The sequence below is a fragment of the Pseudoalteromonas sp. SR44-8 genome, from assembly GCF_014163635.1.
In the GTDB taxonomy this organism is placed as follows: Bacteria; Pseudomonadota; Gammaproteobacteria; order Enterobacterales; family Alteromonadaceae; genus Pseudoalteromonas; species Pseudoalteromonas rhizosphaerae.
Genome location: NZ_JACJDS010000006.1, coordinates 136,478 through 153,072, shown reverse-complemented (window position 1 = coordinate 153,072; position 16,595 = coordinate 136,478). Strand labels below are relative to the sequence as shown.

General features: G+C 42.4%; 17 protein-coding genes. 1 reads left to right on the top strand and 16 read right to left on the bottom strand.

Going from position 1 to position 16,595, the window contains the following annotated elements:
* Positions 1 to 3 precede the first annotated feature (3 nt).
* A complete protein-coding gene (locus H5183_RS04590; protein WP_145242880.1) occupies positions 4 to 411 on the top strand; it encodes a phosphate ABC transporter substrate-binding protein in 408 nt (135 codons plus the stop codon).
* A gap of 70 nt (positions 412 to 481) precedes the next feature.
* On the opposite strand, the gene H5183_RS04585 is transcribed toward H5183_RS04590, so the two are convergent.
* The 16 genes from H5183_RS04585 to H5183_RS04510 form a co-directional block, all read right to left on the bottom strand.
* Entirely contained in the window at positions 482 to 2,107 is a 1,626-nt protein-coding gene (locus tag H5183_RS04585; protein ID WP_182731043.1) for a methyl-accepting chemotaxis protein, read from the bottom strand.
* A gap of 421 nt (positions 2,108 to 2,528) precedes the next feature.
* On the bottom strand, positions 2,529 to 3,446 hold the full coding sequence (locus H5183_RS04580) for a F0F1 ATP synthase subunit gamma (RefSeq protein WP_182731042.1): 918 nt from the start codon (positions 3,444 to 3,446) through the stop codon (positions 2,529 to 2,531).
* Positions 3,443 to 5,083: an alternate F1F0 ATPase, F1 subunit alpha gene (locus H5183_RS04575; protein ID WP_182731041.1), complete on the bottom strand. Its 1,641-nt coding sequence runs from the start codon at positions 5,081 to 5,083 to the stop codon at positions 3,443 to 3,445. The genes H5183_RS04580 and H5183_RS04575 overlap by 4 nt, the downstream gene beginning before the upstream one ends.
* Positions 5,076 to 5,981, bottom strand: a complete 906-nt coding sequence (locus tag H5183_RS04570; protein ID WP_182731040.1) for a F0F1 ATP synthase subunit B — start codon at positions 5,979 to 5,981, stop codon at positions 5,076 to 5,078. The genes H5183_RS04575 and H5183_RS04570 overlap by 8 nt, the downstream gene beginning before the upstream one ends.
* Before the next feature lie 3 nt (positions 5,982 to 5,984).
* On the bottom strand, positions 5,985 to 6,266 hold the full coding sequence (locus H5183_RS04565; protein WP_145242870.1) for a F0F1 ATP synthase subunit C: 282 nt from the start codon (positions 6,264 to 6,266) through the stop codon (positions 5,985 to 5,987).
* Positions 6,267 to 6,344: 78 nt separating this feature from the next.
* Positions 6,345 to 7,037 carry a F0F1 ATP synthase subunit A gene (locus H5183_RS04560; protein WP_182731039.1) on the bottom strand — a complete coding sequence of 231 codons (693 nt, stop codon included), beginning with the start codon at positions 7,035 to 7,037 and terminating at the stop codon, positions 6,345 to 6,347.
* The gene (locus H5183_RS04555) at positions 7,027 to 7,395 is read right to left on the bottom strand and encodes an ATP synthase subunit I (RefSeq protein ID WP_220496255.1); all 369 of its coding nucleotides are present in this window, start codon (positions 7,393 to 7,395) and stop codon (positions 7,027 to 7,029) included. Before H5183_RS04555 ends, H5183_RS04560 begins: the two co-directional genes overlap by 11 nt.
* The gene (locus tag H5183_RS04550; RefSeq protein WP_182731038.1) at positions 7,385 to 7,741 is read right to left on the bottom strand and encodes an AtpZ/AtpI family protein; all 357 of its coding nucleotides are present in this window, start codon (positions 7,739 to 7,741) and stop codon (positions 7,385 to 7,387) included. Before H5183_RS04550 ends, H5183_RS04555 begins: the two co-directional genes overlap by 11 nt.
* Before the next feature lie 24 nt (positions 7,742 to 7,765).
* A complete protein-coding gene (locus H5183_RS04545; RefSeq protein WP_259397106.1) occupies positions 7,766 to 8,161 on the bottom strand; it encodes a F0F1 ATP synthase subunit epsilon in 396 nt (131 codons plus the stop codon).
* The gene (gene atpD, locus H5183_RS04540; protein ID WP_182731037.1) at positions 8,145 to 9,665 is read right to left on the bottom strand and encodes a F0F1 ATP synthase subunit beta; all 1,521 of its coding nucleotides are present in this window, start codon (positions 9,663 to 9,665) and stop codon (positions 8,145 to 8,147) included. Before atpD ends, H5183_RS04545 begins: the two co-directional genes overlap by 17 nt.
* Complete coding sequence (locus tag H5183_RS04535) at positions 9,662 to 12,055, bottom strand: phosphoketolase (RefSeq protein ID WP_182731036.1); 2,394 nt, start codon at positions 12,053 to 12,055, stop codon at positions 9,662 to 9,664. The genes atpD and H5183_RS04535 overlap by 4 nt, the downstream gene beginning before the upstream one ends.
* A gap of 74 nt (positions 12,056 to 12,129) precedes the next feature.
* Positions 12,130 to 12,366, bottom strand: a complete 237-nt coding sequence (locus H5183_RS04530) for an SHOCT domain-containing protein (RefSeq protein ID WP_182731035.1) — start codon at positions 12,364 to 12,366, stop codon at positions 12,130 to 12,132.
* Positions 12,367 to 12,677: 311 nt separating this feature from the next.
* Positions 12,678 to 13,877, bottom strand: coding sequence for a magnesium/cobalt transporter CorA (corA, locus tag H5183_RS04525; RefSeq protein ID WP_182731034.1), 1,200 nt, complete (start codon positions 13,875 to 13,877; stop codon positions 12,678 to 12,680).
* Between the two features lie 2 nt (positions 13,878 to 13,879).
* Positions 13,880 to 14,695, bottom strand: a complete 816-nt coding sequence (locus tag H5183_RS04520) for a PRC-barrel domain-containing protein (RefSeq protein WP_182731033.1) — start codon at positions 14,693 to 14,695, stop codon at positions 13,880 to 13,882.
* 171 nt (positions 14,696 to 14,866) lie between these two features.
* Positions 14,867 to 16,066, bottom strand: a complete 1,200-nt coding sequence (locus H5183_RS04515) for an acetate/propionate family kinase (RefSeq protein WP_182731032.1) — start codon at positions 16,064 to 16,066, stop codon at positions 14,867 to 14,869.
* A 302-nt stretch (positions 16,067 to 16,368) separates the two neighbouring features.
* Positions 16,369 to 16,542, bottom strand: coding sequence for a hypothetical protein (locus tag H5183_RS04510; protein WP_182731031.1), 174 nt, complete (start codon positions 16,540 to 16,542; stop codon positions 16,369 to 16,371).
* Positions 16,543 to 16,595: the final 53 nt, after the last annotated feature.

Genomic DNA, 16,595 nt, shown 5'->3' with positions numbered 1-16,595 from the left:
GTTATGAAAAAACTAATTTTAGCGGGTCTTATGTCTGCCTGTTCATTTAGTGCGTTTGCAGGCGTTACTGTGATCGTAAATACAGGTAATGCCAACGCGATAGACCAAGATGAAATCAAAAAAATCTACCTTGGCAAAAGTAAGTCATTCGCGGATGGTGTGAAAGTAAATCCAGTAAATCAAAACGGCAACAGTATTGCTGATGAATTCAATGACAAAGTGGTTGGTAAATCAAGTAGCCAACTTAATGCCTATTGGTCAAAATTGGTTTTTACTGGTAAAGGTACACCGCCAGAAAAACTAGATAATGACCAAGCGGTAATCGACTTTGTTTCGAGTAATGCCGATGCTATTGGCTATATTGATAGCAGTAAAGTGAGTGATGCAGTGAAAGTAATCGCAACTTTCTAGCTGTTATAACTTAAATAAAAAACGCCTTGTGGTATCTAACCACAAGGCGTTTTTTATTATAACCACAAGGTTATTCGACTTTAAATTTAGCCGTCGCATCCAATAGATTATCAGACAAGTAATGTAAGTTCTTCGCCACATCACGAACTGCAGTAAGCGAAGCCATAGTATCTTCGAATGATGTATGCATATTAGATACATTTTCGACCACCATTGCCGCAACTGATGTTTGCTCTTCAGTGGCTGCTGCAATTTGTGAGTTCATACCATTAATTTCAAGCATTTGCTCTGCAATTTTTTCAATTGAAATACCTGTATTTTCTGCCGCTGTTGCATTATTACTGGCCATATCACGCGCCGATGTCATAGCGCTAACCGACTCGTTTGCAGCACTGGTTAAGGTGTTTAATAATTCACGAATTTCATTGGTTGATTTAGCCGTACGCGATGCCAACTCTCTGACTTCATCAGCAACCACAGCGAAACCACGTCCTTGTTCACCCGCTCGCGCAGCTTCTATAGCAGCATTAAGTGCTAACAAGTTGGTTTGCTCTGCAATCGAAGTGATCACATTAAGTATCTGAGTTACATTTTTTGTATCATCCGCTAGCTTGTTAATTGTCGAAGCGGCACGATTAATTTCAGCGCTTAACGTCTGAGATTCAGTGACCGATGTTCGGATCTGTGAACGGCTTTGTTCCACTTCTTGCTCAGCCGTTTGCGCTGCACGTGAGGCACTTGCTGCCGAATGTGAAATGTCTCCTACACTTTGCTTCATTTCTTCCATCGACTGTTTAACTATTTCAGCATCTGCGGTTTGCTTGCTGGTCGCATTTTCTGCTTGTTCCATGCCTTGCACTAAGCGCGTTGAGTTTTCCATCAAGGGTTCACACACCGCCATTACTTCGAGTACCGACTCTCTTAACAAGGCTATAAATGTATTGAAGTTAATTGCAACTTGGCCGATTTCATCTTCACTACGAACTGTAAGCTGCGTGCTAAGAGAGCCTTTCCCCTCACCTAATAAGCGTAAATTGCCAGCCGCATCACTGGCGGCGGCAGCAATTCCACGAGCAATCCAAATAGCCATAAATAATAGTAATAACAATGAAACAGATGACACAACCAGCATTAACGTTAATGCATGATCAGAGCGTGACTTGGTATTTTTTACCAACTCAAAAAAGCGCGCATCGGCACGTTGCTGAGCAGCTTTAAGACTTTGCAACACCGAGTTATACATATTGGTTTTAGATTGTGCTTGCTGCTGGATTTTACTAAAATCAGCAGTTCCACTGATCATATCGTTAGCAATTTTTGTTGATATAGCAGCGTATTCGGTTAACTGTGTGCGTGTTTGCCTATCAATGTAGGTACTATTAATATTATTTATTGCGTCAAGATTCTCAGTTAATGCTGTCAGCGTCTCTTTTGCTTTATCAACAATATCTTGTTCGCCAAATGTAACTGCTTGTGTATAAAGCTCATCTAATTTTTCAAGTAACCCGACGTTCGCTGATGTTAGTTTTACCACTTGATAAGATGTTTTTTCAAGTTCGTCTAATGAGCCACGATTGTCCACCATCGAAATATAATTGATTAATACAATAACTACAAAAGCGATAACAGCAATACTCGTGATAGCGTGAATTTTTTTACTTATGCTTAGGTCCTGAAAAGACAAACTTGAAGCCATGCGATCTACCTTATTATTTAACTATGTGTATTATCGGCCTATTAGTTATAAGTGTTAACTATATTTTTAATTTATCTAGCTTTATTGCCATAAAAGTTCACAAAAGGCACAAAAAATAAATCAATCGCCCGATAAAAACTAGATAATTAGAGCAATCTGTTGTTTTTGTGCTTGCAAGGTTATTATTTGAGCACACAATCACTAACTAATATTAGCAATATATACTCTCTTTATTTCAATATAGCAGAACTTATCGTTAAAAGAGCTGAAATATGGCTACACTATGCTGGAAATATCAACAAATATTACATCACCTTGACTATAAAAAACGTGTTACTCAATAACTCAACAAATTAAGATGCGAAATACGCAAATATCTTAGTTCTAACTTCATTTTGAGTTACAAGGCTTAATAGATTATTTAATCAGCATTCAAGTTAAGTAATTCATAACCTGCCAGTACATCGCTTAGCTCTGCATCAATAGAGCTTTGCCTTAGCACATGAAACTCTTTACCGAGATTGTCTAATAATTCTTCTATGTTTTTTTCTGCACGCTGCATCGCCGCAAGCCGGCTAGCATTTTCACTGGCCAACGACTCGGCACAGGCGCGATAAAGCGAAATAAATATGTATTCGCGGATCAATGCCCGTAGTGTCATATCATTACTACCTAAAATTTCGGGTAATCGTTTTGTCGGCCAAGGGATTTGTGCTAACTCTCGTTGCCATTTTTGATCAAGCGGCAGTAATCGTTGTGATATTGGCTGATATTGAGCGCCCGATTGCATCTGATTATAAAATACATAAACACGTGCAGCGCTTGCATTAGCAAGGTGTGTTTCGCTATCAATTTGAATTTGCCCAACCAACGCGGTGATCTCATTTATGCTCGTGGGCACCGTAAAACTTTTTTCCATAGATAAACCGGCATCGGCGAGTCGTGAGTAGACTCGCTCACCCACCGCCCACACTTGCAGTTGTGTGGTCTGAGATTGCGCGCCTAAATCGGCCAGTGCTTTAATTGCAAAGTCAGCAATATCTTCATTGAACTGCCCAACTAAACCTTGATCGGAGCCAAACACAATAGCACTGACTATATTATCGCCCTGCTTATCTGTGTTCGATATTGCACCCACTGCAGGTAAATTAACATCAACCGCCTGTATCGTAGCGCTTAATCCTAATTCTACCGTTCGATAGTAATCAGTTAATGAGCTGACAGATTTTTCGTATTGACTAATACTCGATGCGGCAAGCGCCTTCATCGTCCGCACAACTCCTTTTAAATCGCTGGCACTGTCGATTTTATGACGCAAATTAGCAGCGGTATTACTCATGGTTGTTCAGAGCCGTCAGCCAGCAATGGCGCATTACTATCTTCAATACTCGCCAGCGCTTGTTTTGATAGGGCAATGATATTTTGATGATCCTCGTCACTTAATGATCCTGAGGTTGCTAATCGCGTTGATAATTCAGCAGGCAAACGATTGATAATACCTCGTAAAGCATTTTTTGCTGCGCTCATTTTTGCTAATGCAATGGTATCAAATAGGCCCGAAGTCAAAGCAAGTAATAATATGATTTGTTCAGCGACTGGAAGCGGAGATGATTCTGGCTGGCGTAAACTGGCGCGAATACGGCGGCCATGTTCAATTGATTTTGCGGTATCTTGATCTAAACGCGCACCAAAGCGAGCAAATGTTTCTAGCTCTTCAAATTGTGCATAAGTCAATTTTAGGTCGCCCGCTACAGCCCGAAACGCTGCCAGTTGAGCTTTGCCGCCAACACGCGAAACAGATTTACCAACATCAACAGCGGGTAAAACACCCAATTCAAATAACGATGGGGATAAATATATTTGCCCATCGGTGATCGAAATTAAGTTGGTGGGTATGTAAGCTGAGATATTTTGTGCTTCTGTTTCAATAATAGGCAGTGCAGTAAGTGAGCCACCGCCAAGTGCTTTATTTAATTGAGTGGCGCGCTCAAGTAAACGTGAGTGAATATAAAAAATGTCGCCAGGAAATGCTTCACGCCCAGGTGGACGACGAAGCAGCAACGACAGTTCACGGTATGCGCGCGCATGTTTGGTTAAATCATCAAAAACAATCAGTACATCTTGCCCCTGTTGCATATAATATTCCGCGATACTCATCGCTGCATACGGAGCAATGTACTGTAAGCCCGCCGGTTCATTGCCTTCGGTAACCACCACCACAGTATAAGCCATTGCGCCTTGTTCACGTAATGTCGCCACAGCCTTTGCCACACTCGAAGCCCGTTGCCCTATCGCGCAATAAACACAGAGCACATTTTTATCGTGTTGATTGAGAATAGTGTCGATGGCAATCGCGGTTTTTCCGGTCTGTCGATCACCCAGAATAAGCTCCCGTTGCCCTCGTCCTATTGGGATCAAGGCATCAATAACAATCAACCCCGTTTGTAACGGCACTGTCACCGCAGCGCGATCCATTATCGCCGTTGCCGTTCGTTCGATTGGTAAATGCTGCGTGGCTTGAATAGGCAATCCATCATCTAACACCTGACCAAGAGGATTAATAACGCGCCCCAATAACTCATTACCCACAGCGATATCCATAACATGACCGCTGCGTCGAACCTCATCACCAGCTTGTAAATGTGCGTAATCGCCAAGTAATACCACGCCTAACTCATCTATATCGACATTGAACACGATACCTCGCACATTGCCAGCAAAGATCAACATCTCTTCAAAACCGGCACTGGGTAATCCTGATACTTTGGCAATACCGGTTGCAATATTGGTAATTATACCCACCTCATACGATTTCATTTGAGGCGAAAATGCCTTACGAGCTTTTTCGATTAGAGCGAATGAGTTGTCGAAAATATTATCGAGTGTTTCGCTATGATAGGCTGTTGTTGCTTGGCGAATTAAAGCCGAAGATTGGCTGCTATTAGTTGTATTAGTTGTATTAGTTACATCACTCATGGTGGTTTTCAATGTTAGTAATGGGTTTGCTAGTAAGTACTTTGCCTTTATCTTGCTCTTGGTCAGGCAGCTCATCGTTTGGTTTATTATCACTACTGCGCTTGGTTTTGTTGTCAGCTGCTCCCTGCTCAACAGCTTTGCCATTTTGTTTTAGCAGCGCCACAACGTCTTGTTCAAGCGACTGCAGGTAGTCAGCAATATTCCAGCCTAATTTTTGGCCATTAGTACTCAATTCAATACCACTAATAAGCTCTGCTGAGGTGGCAAACTCTAAGTCAATGTCAGCGCCAAATGTTGCTTTAATCGCTTTATCAATAGCAGCGCGCTCTGTATCAGGCAACTCAAATGCACTCGTTAATAATGCCGGTTTTTTGCTGTCTTTGAGTGCTTTTACTAGCGTCGTTTTTGCCGCTGGCTGCAACTCACTTAATTGCGCTATAAATACCTGAGTGACTTGCTGCTCTAAACTTGCGCTTGCAAGGTCGTGTAAGGTTTTGCGGGTGATAGCAAATACTTCATCACTGGTTTTACGCCTCAGTATATTGGTCAGATGTTTAGCATTTGCGGCGATTATTGCTTGATGTTTATCATGTAATGCAGCAACGTCTTGTTGTGCCAGAGCCAGTAACTGCTGTCGTTTTGCATCAGCATCATCTTTTGCTTGCTGTAATAACGTGTCACGCTCTTGAGCAAATTGGTTATTTTTATCTTCAAATATAGCTCGCTCAGCGCTGGCCTGTTGCTGTTTAGCCGCAGCAACATCGAGCTCATCGGCAATGCGTTGCTCACGGTCGTCAATAGCATGCAAAATAGGTTGGTAAAGATAACGTTTTAACAACCATACCAAGATCAAAAAATTAACAGCCTGTGCTGCTACAGTGAACCAGTCAATTAACATGGCTTACAATCCTGTGGCTTGCGCGATGGCATAATTCCAAAACGGGTTTGCAAAAAGTAAGATCATCGATACCACAAAACAATAAATCGCTGTGGATTCAACCATCGCCAGACCAACAAACAAAGTGCGCGTGATGGTCGTTGAAGCATCAGGCTGTTGAGCTAAGGCACTCAGTGCAGCAGCTACTGCACGTCCTTCGCCAAGAGCCGGACCTATACACCCAATACTGGTAGTGATGCCCGAAATAATTATCGAGGCGATTGCAATCATTGTCATACTGTCCATGTGATCTCCAAAATCTTTCATTGTTAAAGTAAGCAAAAATGTAATGTTAAGATTAATTGATGTTCATTATTGTGGCATTCACTTGCTGTCTGATCTGTTATCCGGTTGGCGAGTTTGTGTTGCGGCCGCAATATAGACGGCTGCAAGAATAGTAAAAATATAGGCTTGCACTATGCCAGTTAGTAGCCCTAGTGCCGTCATCACGATAGGGAAAATAAAAGGGGTGATGGTCAACAAAATACCAATAATCATCGCACCACTCATCATGTTGCCAAACAAGCGCACAGCCAATGCCAATGTGCGTGACAATTCACTAATGATATTAAATGGCAACATAATCATAGTCGGCGCCATATAAGATTTGAGATAGTTAACAACGCCCTGCTGTGCAATGCCAAACATTGGCACCGCGATAAATACACTAAGTGCCAGTGCCGCTGTCGTTGATAGTGACGCTGTGGGTGGTTCATAGCCGGGAACAATAGTGAAGATACTTGCACTAACCAAAAATAAAAATAAGGTACCAAGAAAATAGAGGTATTTTTTCGCCTGTTGCAAACCAACTTCTTCTATTTGCGTTTCAATCCCCGTGACTATAATTTCTAAAAAATTTTGCCAGCGCGAACGTTGCAAGTTAGTTGATATATTTCGAGTGATCAGCATAGAGCCAAGGGTCAACAGCAGCATCAGTGCCCATGTAAAAGCAATGGTTGCATTAATTTTCACAAAGCCAAGCTGCCAATAAATCACTACATCGGGACTAAGGTGCATGTTGCGATCCTTCATGTGGATTAAGCTGCTCAATAACGGCTACTTGCTGTACTGGTGTATCCAATCTAGCCGTCATTTTCGCAACCAAGCGGGCTGTGATAAGTCGTGCGCAAATAAATCCAAACAAACAGATCAGTAAACGTAGCAATGACGCATTAGCCATTTCATGACTTACAACTAAGTAAAAGCCTGCGATAGTTACTGTCATACGCACCAGCAAACTGCTTAATAACCACCACGCCGGATGCGCTGAACGAATACTTTTTTGTACCGTCCACCAAAGACCTACGAAAAAAAAACCACCCAATGCTAAACCTAAGCACCAGATCAGCATTAAGTTCACTGTATCACTCATCATTATGTTCCTTCTCTGCGGTGACTTTGTGCTCTTCACCTATTGCCAGATCTTCTTTCTCTATCCAATGCCATGCATTAAAACAACCAAGTGCCAAACCTGCGACTAACAAGGCTAGTGTCCAAGATCTTTCACTGGGATAATGACCATCAACATAGACTCCGATACTTGCTCCCACTAAGGTAGGTATCGCGACTGACCAGCCAATTAACCCCATCATTCCTAAGCCAAACCACACTCGTTGCTGCGAATGACTGCGCGCTTTTAACTTGCGCGTGGCTTTAATGCCGACTTTTGTCGCTAATGTAGGCTTTGCTTTAGTAGCTGTTTTCAACTTACGCTCATTCATATTATTTGCCTTGCTGAGGGCGCTTTACTGTTGTTTAAAGCTAACAAACTTATGCAGAAAACCGCTTTCCAATTTTGCCATTACTGCACGCACTTGCAGGGCTTGCTCATTGATTGCGAGAAAGTCTTGCTCAACAGCGGCGCGTAACTTAGTTAAATCGCTATCAACTAGGGCATTACGCACAGACACCAAAACATCGAGTCCTGTTTTCACCAACACTCCTTCATCTACGGCTACGAATATTTCGCCCTCGGCGATGGTTGAGAAAGTCAGAATGCCCGGCGTAAGCACCGCCACACAGTCAAGCCGATGCGGTAATAAGCCGTACGACCCACTGCTCGTTTCGACAATAATGTTGCTAATATCGGTTTTATCAATAAAGATCTGTGAGGGTAAAAGCAGTTTAAGGTGCATGTTCATTGTCTGCTCCAGCCGCTTTGGCGGCGTTTTTCACTGTACTTGCGGTGTCAGTGGTACTTGATGCCTGTTTATTTGGTGTGCTCTTTAGTTTTGCTTCATCGATATTGCCTATCATATAAAGCGCGCTTTCAGGATAATCTTTAAACTCATCGTTTAGAATACGCTCGCAGCCATCTAACGACTCATCAAGACTAACAAGTTTACCTTTATGATTAGTAAACTGTTCGGTGGTAAAAAATGGCTGAGTAAGAAAGCGTTCCAGCCGACGCGCACGCCCAACGACGGAACGATCTTCCGGCGACAGTTGCTCTAAGCCAAGCATCGCAATAATATCTTTAAGCTCAGCATACTGAGCCAAAGTGCTGCGCACTTTTTGCGCCAGTTGATAATGCCGTTCACCAACAATACCTGGACTGGCCATTTTGGAGTTTGACTGTAAGGGATCAATAGCAGGAAATAGTCCTTCACTGGCGCGTTGTCGCGACAATACAATGGACGCAGATAGGTGAGAAAACGTATGTACCGCAGCCGGATCAGTAAAATCATCAGCAGGCACATATACAGCTTGAATAGAGGTAATAGCCCCATTATTGGTATTCGCAATACGTTCTTCTAAGCTGGCCAACTCGGTGCCCATCGTCGGTTGATAACCGAGTCGTGACGGCATTTGTCCCATCAAACCAGATACTTCAGAGCCTGCCTGAATAAACCGAAAAATATTATCAATCAATAACAATACATCACGGTGTTCATCATCGCGAAAATACTCAGCCATGGTTAATGCCGCTTGACCAACCCGAAAACGACTCCCTGGTGGTTCATTCATTTGACCAAACACCATCACCATATTAGGCAATACACCTGCCGCTTTCATTTCCCGATAAAGCTCTTCACCTTCTCGACAGCGCTCACCTATACCGCAAAAAATGCTCACCCCTTTATGCTTACCTACCATGTTATGGATCATTTCAGTGAGCAAAACTGTTTTACCGACCCCTGCACCGCCAAACAACCCTGCTTTGCCGCCTTTCTCGAGCGGCACGAGTACATCAATTACTTTGATACCGGTTGTGAAAATTTGCGACTGTGTAGAGCGCTCACTAAGTGTTGGTGGTGCTCGATGTACCGAGCGCCATTTAATATCTGTCAAACTGCCTTGACGGTCTATCGGTTTACCAAACACATCAAACATCCGCGATAAAATACCGCTGCCAACCGGTGCTAACAAAGGGTTACCACTGTCTTTAACTTGCATTCCGCGGGCGAGCCCTTGCGTTGGTGTTAAAGCTATACACCGTACCTGCTTGGCATTGCGTTGCTCTAACACTTCAATAACGACTTGCTCTGTATCACCTAACGCGATATCACTCAGATCTACGGTCAGTATTGAATGAATACGCGGCAATTTTGTCGCAAAACTGACGTCAATTACACTGCCACGTATTGCTATTATGCTGCCAACATTTAACTTATTATCAGCGGGTTGCAGGACAGATGTGGTCATACTGATGAAGTCCAGTGCCAATCACGAATTTCTGGCATATCAAGGCCATTTTTGTTGATATATTTTTTATGCGCAATTAACTTTTCATGTAATAACTGCTTAAGCTCGATGCCTTTAGCGCCGGTTTGCGGTAATCGTTCGAGTGCATCAATGACCAAGTGAAAACGGTCAATTTCATTTAATACCGTCATATCAAAGGCGGTCGTAATTGTGCCTTCTTCCTTATAGCCGCGAACATGAATATTGTGATGATTAGTGCGACGATAAGTAAGTTGATGGATAAGTGATGGGTAAGCATGAAAAGCAAATATTACTGGCTTGTCGGTGGTAAACAACGCATCAAAATCTTGGCAATTTAATCCATGCGGATGTTCGGTTTCTGGCTGTAAACGCATTAAATCAACCACATTAACCACCCTCACTTTAACCGTTGGCAAATATTCACGCAAAATTGATACTGCCGCCAATGTTTCGAGTGTAGGCACGTCACCACAACAAGCCATAACCACATCAGGCGTTTGCTCAATGGCATCGTCACTAAGATTGCCAGCCCAATGCCAAATACCAATTCCTTGTGCGCAATGTTTTTCAGCTTCTTCCATTGTTAACCATTGCGGAGCTGGGTGTTTGCCTGCAATCACCACATTGACGTAATGACGGCTGCGTAAACAATGATCCATCACCGACAATAAACAATTCGCATCGGGTGGTAAGTAAACGCGAACAATCTCCGCTTTTTTATTGACTACAACATCAATAAAACCCGGATCTTGATGGGTAAAACCATTATGATCCTGACGCCAAACATGAGATGCCAATAAATAATTAAGCGAGGCAATCTTAGGCCGCCACGACAATGCCGATGATACTTTTAACCATTTTGCATGTTGATTAAACATAGAATCAATAATATGAATAAACGCTTCGTAACAGTTAAACAACCCGTGACGGCCAGTCAGCAAGTAACCCTCAAGCCAGCCTTCACATTGGTGTTCACTGAGCATTTCGACCACTCGGCCGCTCGGTGCTAAATATTCATCATTCGCATACGTGGTCACATCCCATTGCCGACGGGTGGTTTCAAACAAGGCAGCCAAACCGTTGGAAATAGTTTCATCGGGACCAAACACCCGAAAGTTTTGCTCTTTATCATTTAACTTAGTGACGTCACGCAGAAATGGCGCAAGCACTCGGGTATCACCCACACCGCGTACACCAGGCGTTGTCACCTCGCAGGCGTAATCTCGGTAATCGGGCATTTTTAAATCTTGTAGTAATAAACCGCCATTAGCATGAGGATTTGCCCCCATACGGCGTTCACCTGTTGGCGCCAACGCGGCTATCTCTGGTAACAAACAACCACGTTCGTCAAACAGTTCTTGGGGTCGGTAACTACTTAACCAGTCACTTAATAACGCCAAATGTCCGGGATGATTCACCGGTGCTGAAATTGGCACTTGATGAGCGCGGAAGGTTCCTTCAATTTTATATCCATCGACTTCTTTAGGACCGGTCCAGCCCTTTGGCGAATTAAGTATGATCATCGGCCACGCTGGACGATTTAAGTCACCATTTTCACGCGCATTTTGTTGGAATTTTTTAATAAGCTGCACGGCTTTATCAAGGGCTGCCGCCATCGCTTGGTGCATCAGAGTTGGCTCATCACCCTCAACAAAAATAGGCGTCCAACCATAACCACGCATTAACTGCGTTAATTCGTCTTTAGGAATACGGGCAAGAATTGTTGGATTAGCAATTTTATAACCATTGAGATGCAGTATTGGCAATACAGCGCCGTCAGTGGCAGGGCTGAGAAACTTATTACTATGCCAAGCAGTTGCAAGCGGCCCCGTTTCAGCTTCACCATCACCAACCACACAAGCAACAATTAAATCGGGATTATCAAACGCCGCCCCAAAAGCATGGCTTAGGGAATAACCCAACTCACCACCTTCGTGGATCGAGCCCGGGCATTGGGGTGACGCATGGCTAGGGATCCCCCCTGGAAAAGAAAACTGTAAAAACAGCTTTTGTAATCCTGCTTCATCTTGACTGATGTCTGGGTAGATTTCGCTGTAGCTTCCTTCAAGGTAAGTATTCGCCAGCACAGCAGGTCCGCCGTGACCAGGACCTGAAACATAAATCATATTTAAATCGTGTTGTTTGATCACTCGATTCAAGTGCACATAAATAAAGTTCTGACCTGGAGTTGTCCCCCAGTGTCCAAGTAACATAACTTTTATATCACTGAGTTCTAAAGGACGTTTTAACAAAGGGTTGTTGGACAAATAAATTTGACCAACCGACAAATAATTAGTCGCTCGCCAATAAGCATCAATCAGATATAATTGTTCAGATGTCAGTGTTCTACTCTTATCCTTGGCTTGCATCTTTGCTGCTCCAAAGAGCGTTTGTGCTACGCTCATAAAGACATAAGGAGTCTTAAAATTATTCAATTAAAAGACTAACTTTTATTGATTTCTTCCTTCATTTTGACAAATTCTTGTTGCTCTATATCACCACGCGCATACCGCTCATTAAGAATGTCGAGCGCCGTTTTATCAGTGTTCGCAACATAACGACGATGTGTGCGATAACTGTAACCCCAATGACTAAAACTCGAAATTAACAAAAACCATATACCGATCCATAAAAACCAACCCCAACCAATATACCAATCGTTCCAATAGCCATGATCCATTTGTATTCTCCTATTGAATAATCAAAATAAGACAACAACGTTGCTGCCGCCTTCTATACCATTGTAAAACGAGATAACTTCAAGCTCTGTGCGATAGCGTACTCATCACCATTAATCTTTGCTGAAATACTATAAGGCTTAAAGGTATTGCCCTGAGCAATAAACTAAATCAAGAATATACAAGATTTTTCGCTATCGTCGTTGCTTTGGCATTTACCTTAAGTACATGTATTTAAATTACAGTTACAACAATTTAAAGATAACTAGTAGGCATTTAGGCTGTATTAAAACAAGCTTTAATACTGCAAAGATTAGCTATTGCCGAGCCAACCTTTACGCCTAAAAAATATGAGTAATCCGATAGTGATCATAATAAAAACAGCCCAAATAAGCGGGTAACCCCAACGCCACGTCAACTCCGGCATAAATTGAAAATTCATACCGTAAACTCCGGAAATAAATGTTAATGGGATAAATACCGACGCCATAATAGTCAACATTTTCATGATCTCATTCATCCGATTAGAGATAGCTGACATATACAGGTCGGTTAAACCACTTGCGATCTCTCGATACGATTCAACAATTTCAACAATTTGAATCGTGTGTTCATAAACATCGCGTAAATATGGCCGTGTGGTCTCATCAATTCTGCCGCCCTCTTCACGGTATAAGTGATCAACAACTTCCCGTAGTGGCCAAATAATACGCCGCAGCAGTATCAGCTCTCGTTTGATGCAATAAATACGATGCAGCACTGGTGGTGATGGACTTTCTAAGGTCAAAAGCTCGAGATCTTCGAGGATATCGCCGTACTTTTCTAGTACGGGAAAACAATAATCAACGACAGCATCAAGCAAGGTATAGAGCAAATATCCGCTACCATTTTTTCGAATGCGACGATTTTCGTTCTGCAGGTGATCACGGATCGGTTGCCAAACATCGTCTGGGGCTTCCTGAAAAGAAATGAGTACTTTGTCATACGCAAATATACTTACTTGTTCAATATCTGGCACCGAGTTTATTAACGTATCGTCAGACTTATGTGTTGAAGGCTTGAGCATGCGCAAAACAACAAACAAATGATCATCAAAAAACTCAATGCGGGGTCGTTGCGGAATGTGCAAAACATCTTCTGCAATCAATGTATGAAAGGCAAAATGTTGTTGAAACAAACTAATAATATACGGATGGATTGTACTGACATTAAACCATCTGACTTTAACCCATTTGGGCATCGGCTTTTTCAGGAACTCATCAAGGTTAGTAATTTCATTGGTTTCGATTCGTGTTGGTGAGTAATCCGTGTAAGTAATTAATACAGTGCCGGGGGCGGGCGGATTCTGGGCATCAGCAACATGCTCAATGCCGGGTAATTCTCCCGGCTCAATTTGATGGTTCTGTTTATTGACTGAATTAGTTCGCGATAAATCAAGTGTAGAATCAAGTAATGAAGCGACTAGCTGCTCTTTTGAAACTTGCCCTTTGATTGTTTTTTTAATCCGCTTCATGGTTATGGTGAGGTTGTGCTTTGTTTTATTGGTAAGTCGGATTCCTTACTCCAATATCCTTCCCTTGCGTAATGATCGTGCATAGCAATTTCCCAATCACGGTCCATTTTAACTAAAGGATCATAAGCAGGAGCACCTTGAATTTCTGCACGAGTGTGATTCACTTTGACGGATGACTCAGCCCACTTCAGGTCATTAAACCAATGCGGAGCCACTAAAATATCATGACCTATCCACCAATCGTTGGCTCGCACAATGACATAACGTATGGCAAAGGTGTGCTCATCAATTAATAAGCCTTGTATATGTCCTATTTCACCGTCAGAGCCATTAACGACGAATCCTTTGACCTTTTGCCAACTGCGTAAATGTGGATCATTGTTTTGAGATGTTTTATCTTGCTTGGCTTCACTGGTATTGGGTTGTTGATTAGTGGTGTCGTTTTCTAGCATCCCCGCGACAGGATAAAGACCATTGCCCCATATACTAGTGCCGCCCCAATAAATAGGGTAACTGTAGTAGCTAAAATATTTTATTTCTTGTTGTCTTGAAACCGGCTTATGGGCGCTAATGTCAGGACTATGATCGACTTGTTTTTGGCTCAAATTCACCGGCATCATTTTATTTAGCCAATCAGGTGTATCTAATGCGATGGGTGAAACTAAAACTTCGCGTTTAAAAAACCAATTATGAGTGGTAACCACAAGATAACGAATAGCCCAACCTTCATCATCAAAATATAAATCATTAATTTTACCTAAATCGCCATCAACTGATTGGATCTTACATGCCTTCAAGTCATCTGCGCTGTGCAACATAAATTTACTCCTAGTAGCATAAAGTTCGATATTCTTTACGTGATTTTACGGTAAATAATCAGATGTTCCGTTCGATAGCATACATTAGCGAAAGAGTTAGCTTTACTAGAGGTTTTAACTTTAGCTGATACCCTAAATCAGCTTATAGCGCGGCAAAATTGCAGCTTACAATTACTGAGATCCATCCAGCATAAGTAACTCACACACCATACTGGCAATCATTTGCTCTTCATCGGTATGAATAACATGGACGGTTACCGCCCCACCAGCAATGGAAATTATACTTTCGTGGTTATTATTACGAGTTTGGTCGAGTTCAATACCAAGGTACTGCATGCCTGCACAAATTTTTGCCCGTACACTTGCCACATTTTCACCAATCCCCCCACTAAATACCAAAGTATCTAGTCCATTCAAAGAGGCGCTATAAGCCCCGAGCCATTTTTTAGCCTGATAACAAAATAGTTCGATTGCCTGTGCTGCGCGTTGATCGGTATTTTCAAGTGGTAATAAATCTCGCATATCTGCGCTAATTTCAGATACCCCTAACAGACCGGATTGATGATTAAGGAGATGATTGCATTGTTGACTATTGATATTTTCATGCAGCTTAATGTAGTGGATAACCCCAGGATCTAAATCGCCACAACGTGACCCCATGACTAACCCACCACAAGGTGTAAACCCCATACTGGTGTCAATACAACGACCATCAAGTACTGCCGCCATACTCGCACCATTGCCTAAATGGGCGAGAATAATTCGTTGCGGCAATGGAGTGTTTTGATAGCTATTAGCCAATGCGGTCATTAAATATGTATAGGAGATACCATGAAAGCCATAACGCTGAATACCTAATGCATCAAACCGCCGCGGAATTGGCAGCAACTTTGCTACTGGTGGTAATGAATGGTGAAAGGCGGTATCAAAGCAAGCGACCTGCGGTAGTTTAGGAAATTGTTGCTGCAGAGTGTCAATCAGCAAGATTTCGTTCGGTAAATGCTCTGGCGCATAAGGAATAATATTTCGTAGCTCAGTCAACAGTGCGGGCGTTATAAGCTCCGGCTTTTCATGTTGCCAGCCATGAACCAATCTATGGCCTACGGCAATTATTTTTTCAAAACCGATGTGTTGCTGCAACCAATTGATTAGAAACCCGGCTGCTTCTGGATGATCACCACAATCAGGTTGAAGGCGGCCATCCAGATCACGCTGCTTATCAACAAAGGTTAACAAAGTCCCTGCCATACCAATGCGCTCAATTTTTCCACTTAACAATGGCGTTGCTAAACCCGCAGGAGTAAATACAGCAAATTTGATGCTCGATGAACCCGCATTAATAGTAAGGATCTGCATATTCACAACTGACATTATGACTCCTTAAGCATAACGGTAGTAAAGTGAACAGCATGCTCACTTTACTACCGCGTAAATTAGTGATTGGTGAATATGGCTTTTAGCTTTTTAATCTTTGCTGTCCTAGGTAAATGATATCTGGTAAATCTTTTTTAGCGGCTTTAGCTTTCGCTAACTTTTTATCACTCGGCTTGAGAGTATGAACTAATTTTTTCATAGTTACCTCTGGATTATGATTGTCTTAATCTCTTAATAACTCGGTGTAAAAACGTAAGCGTTAGAGTCCACGGTAAGTGTACTTGCTGCTGTAGTACACTTTATATATCGCTTATGTCTGAGTGTTTACGATGCTCTGCTAATGTCTTTTTGGGTTTATTAGCGGATTGTTGGAATTGTGGTTTTTGCCCGCTGTAACTGGTCTCTACTGCAGCGGCTTTTTGTTCACTTGGCACTTGTTTAACAGACTGTTCCTGAGTATTTGAAATTTTCATAATGACCTCTACCATCTTGCCCATTACGTCATTGTAAAAGGCTAACAAGATGA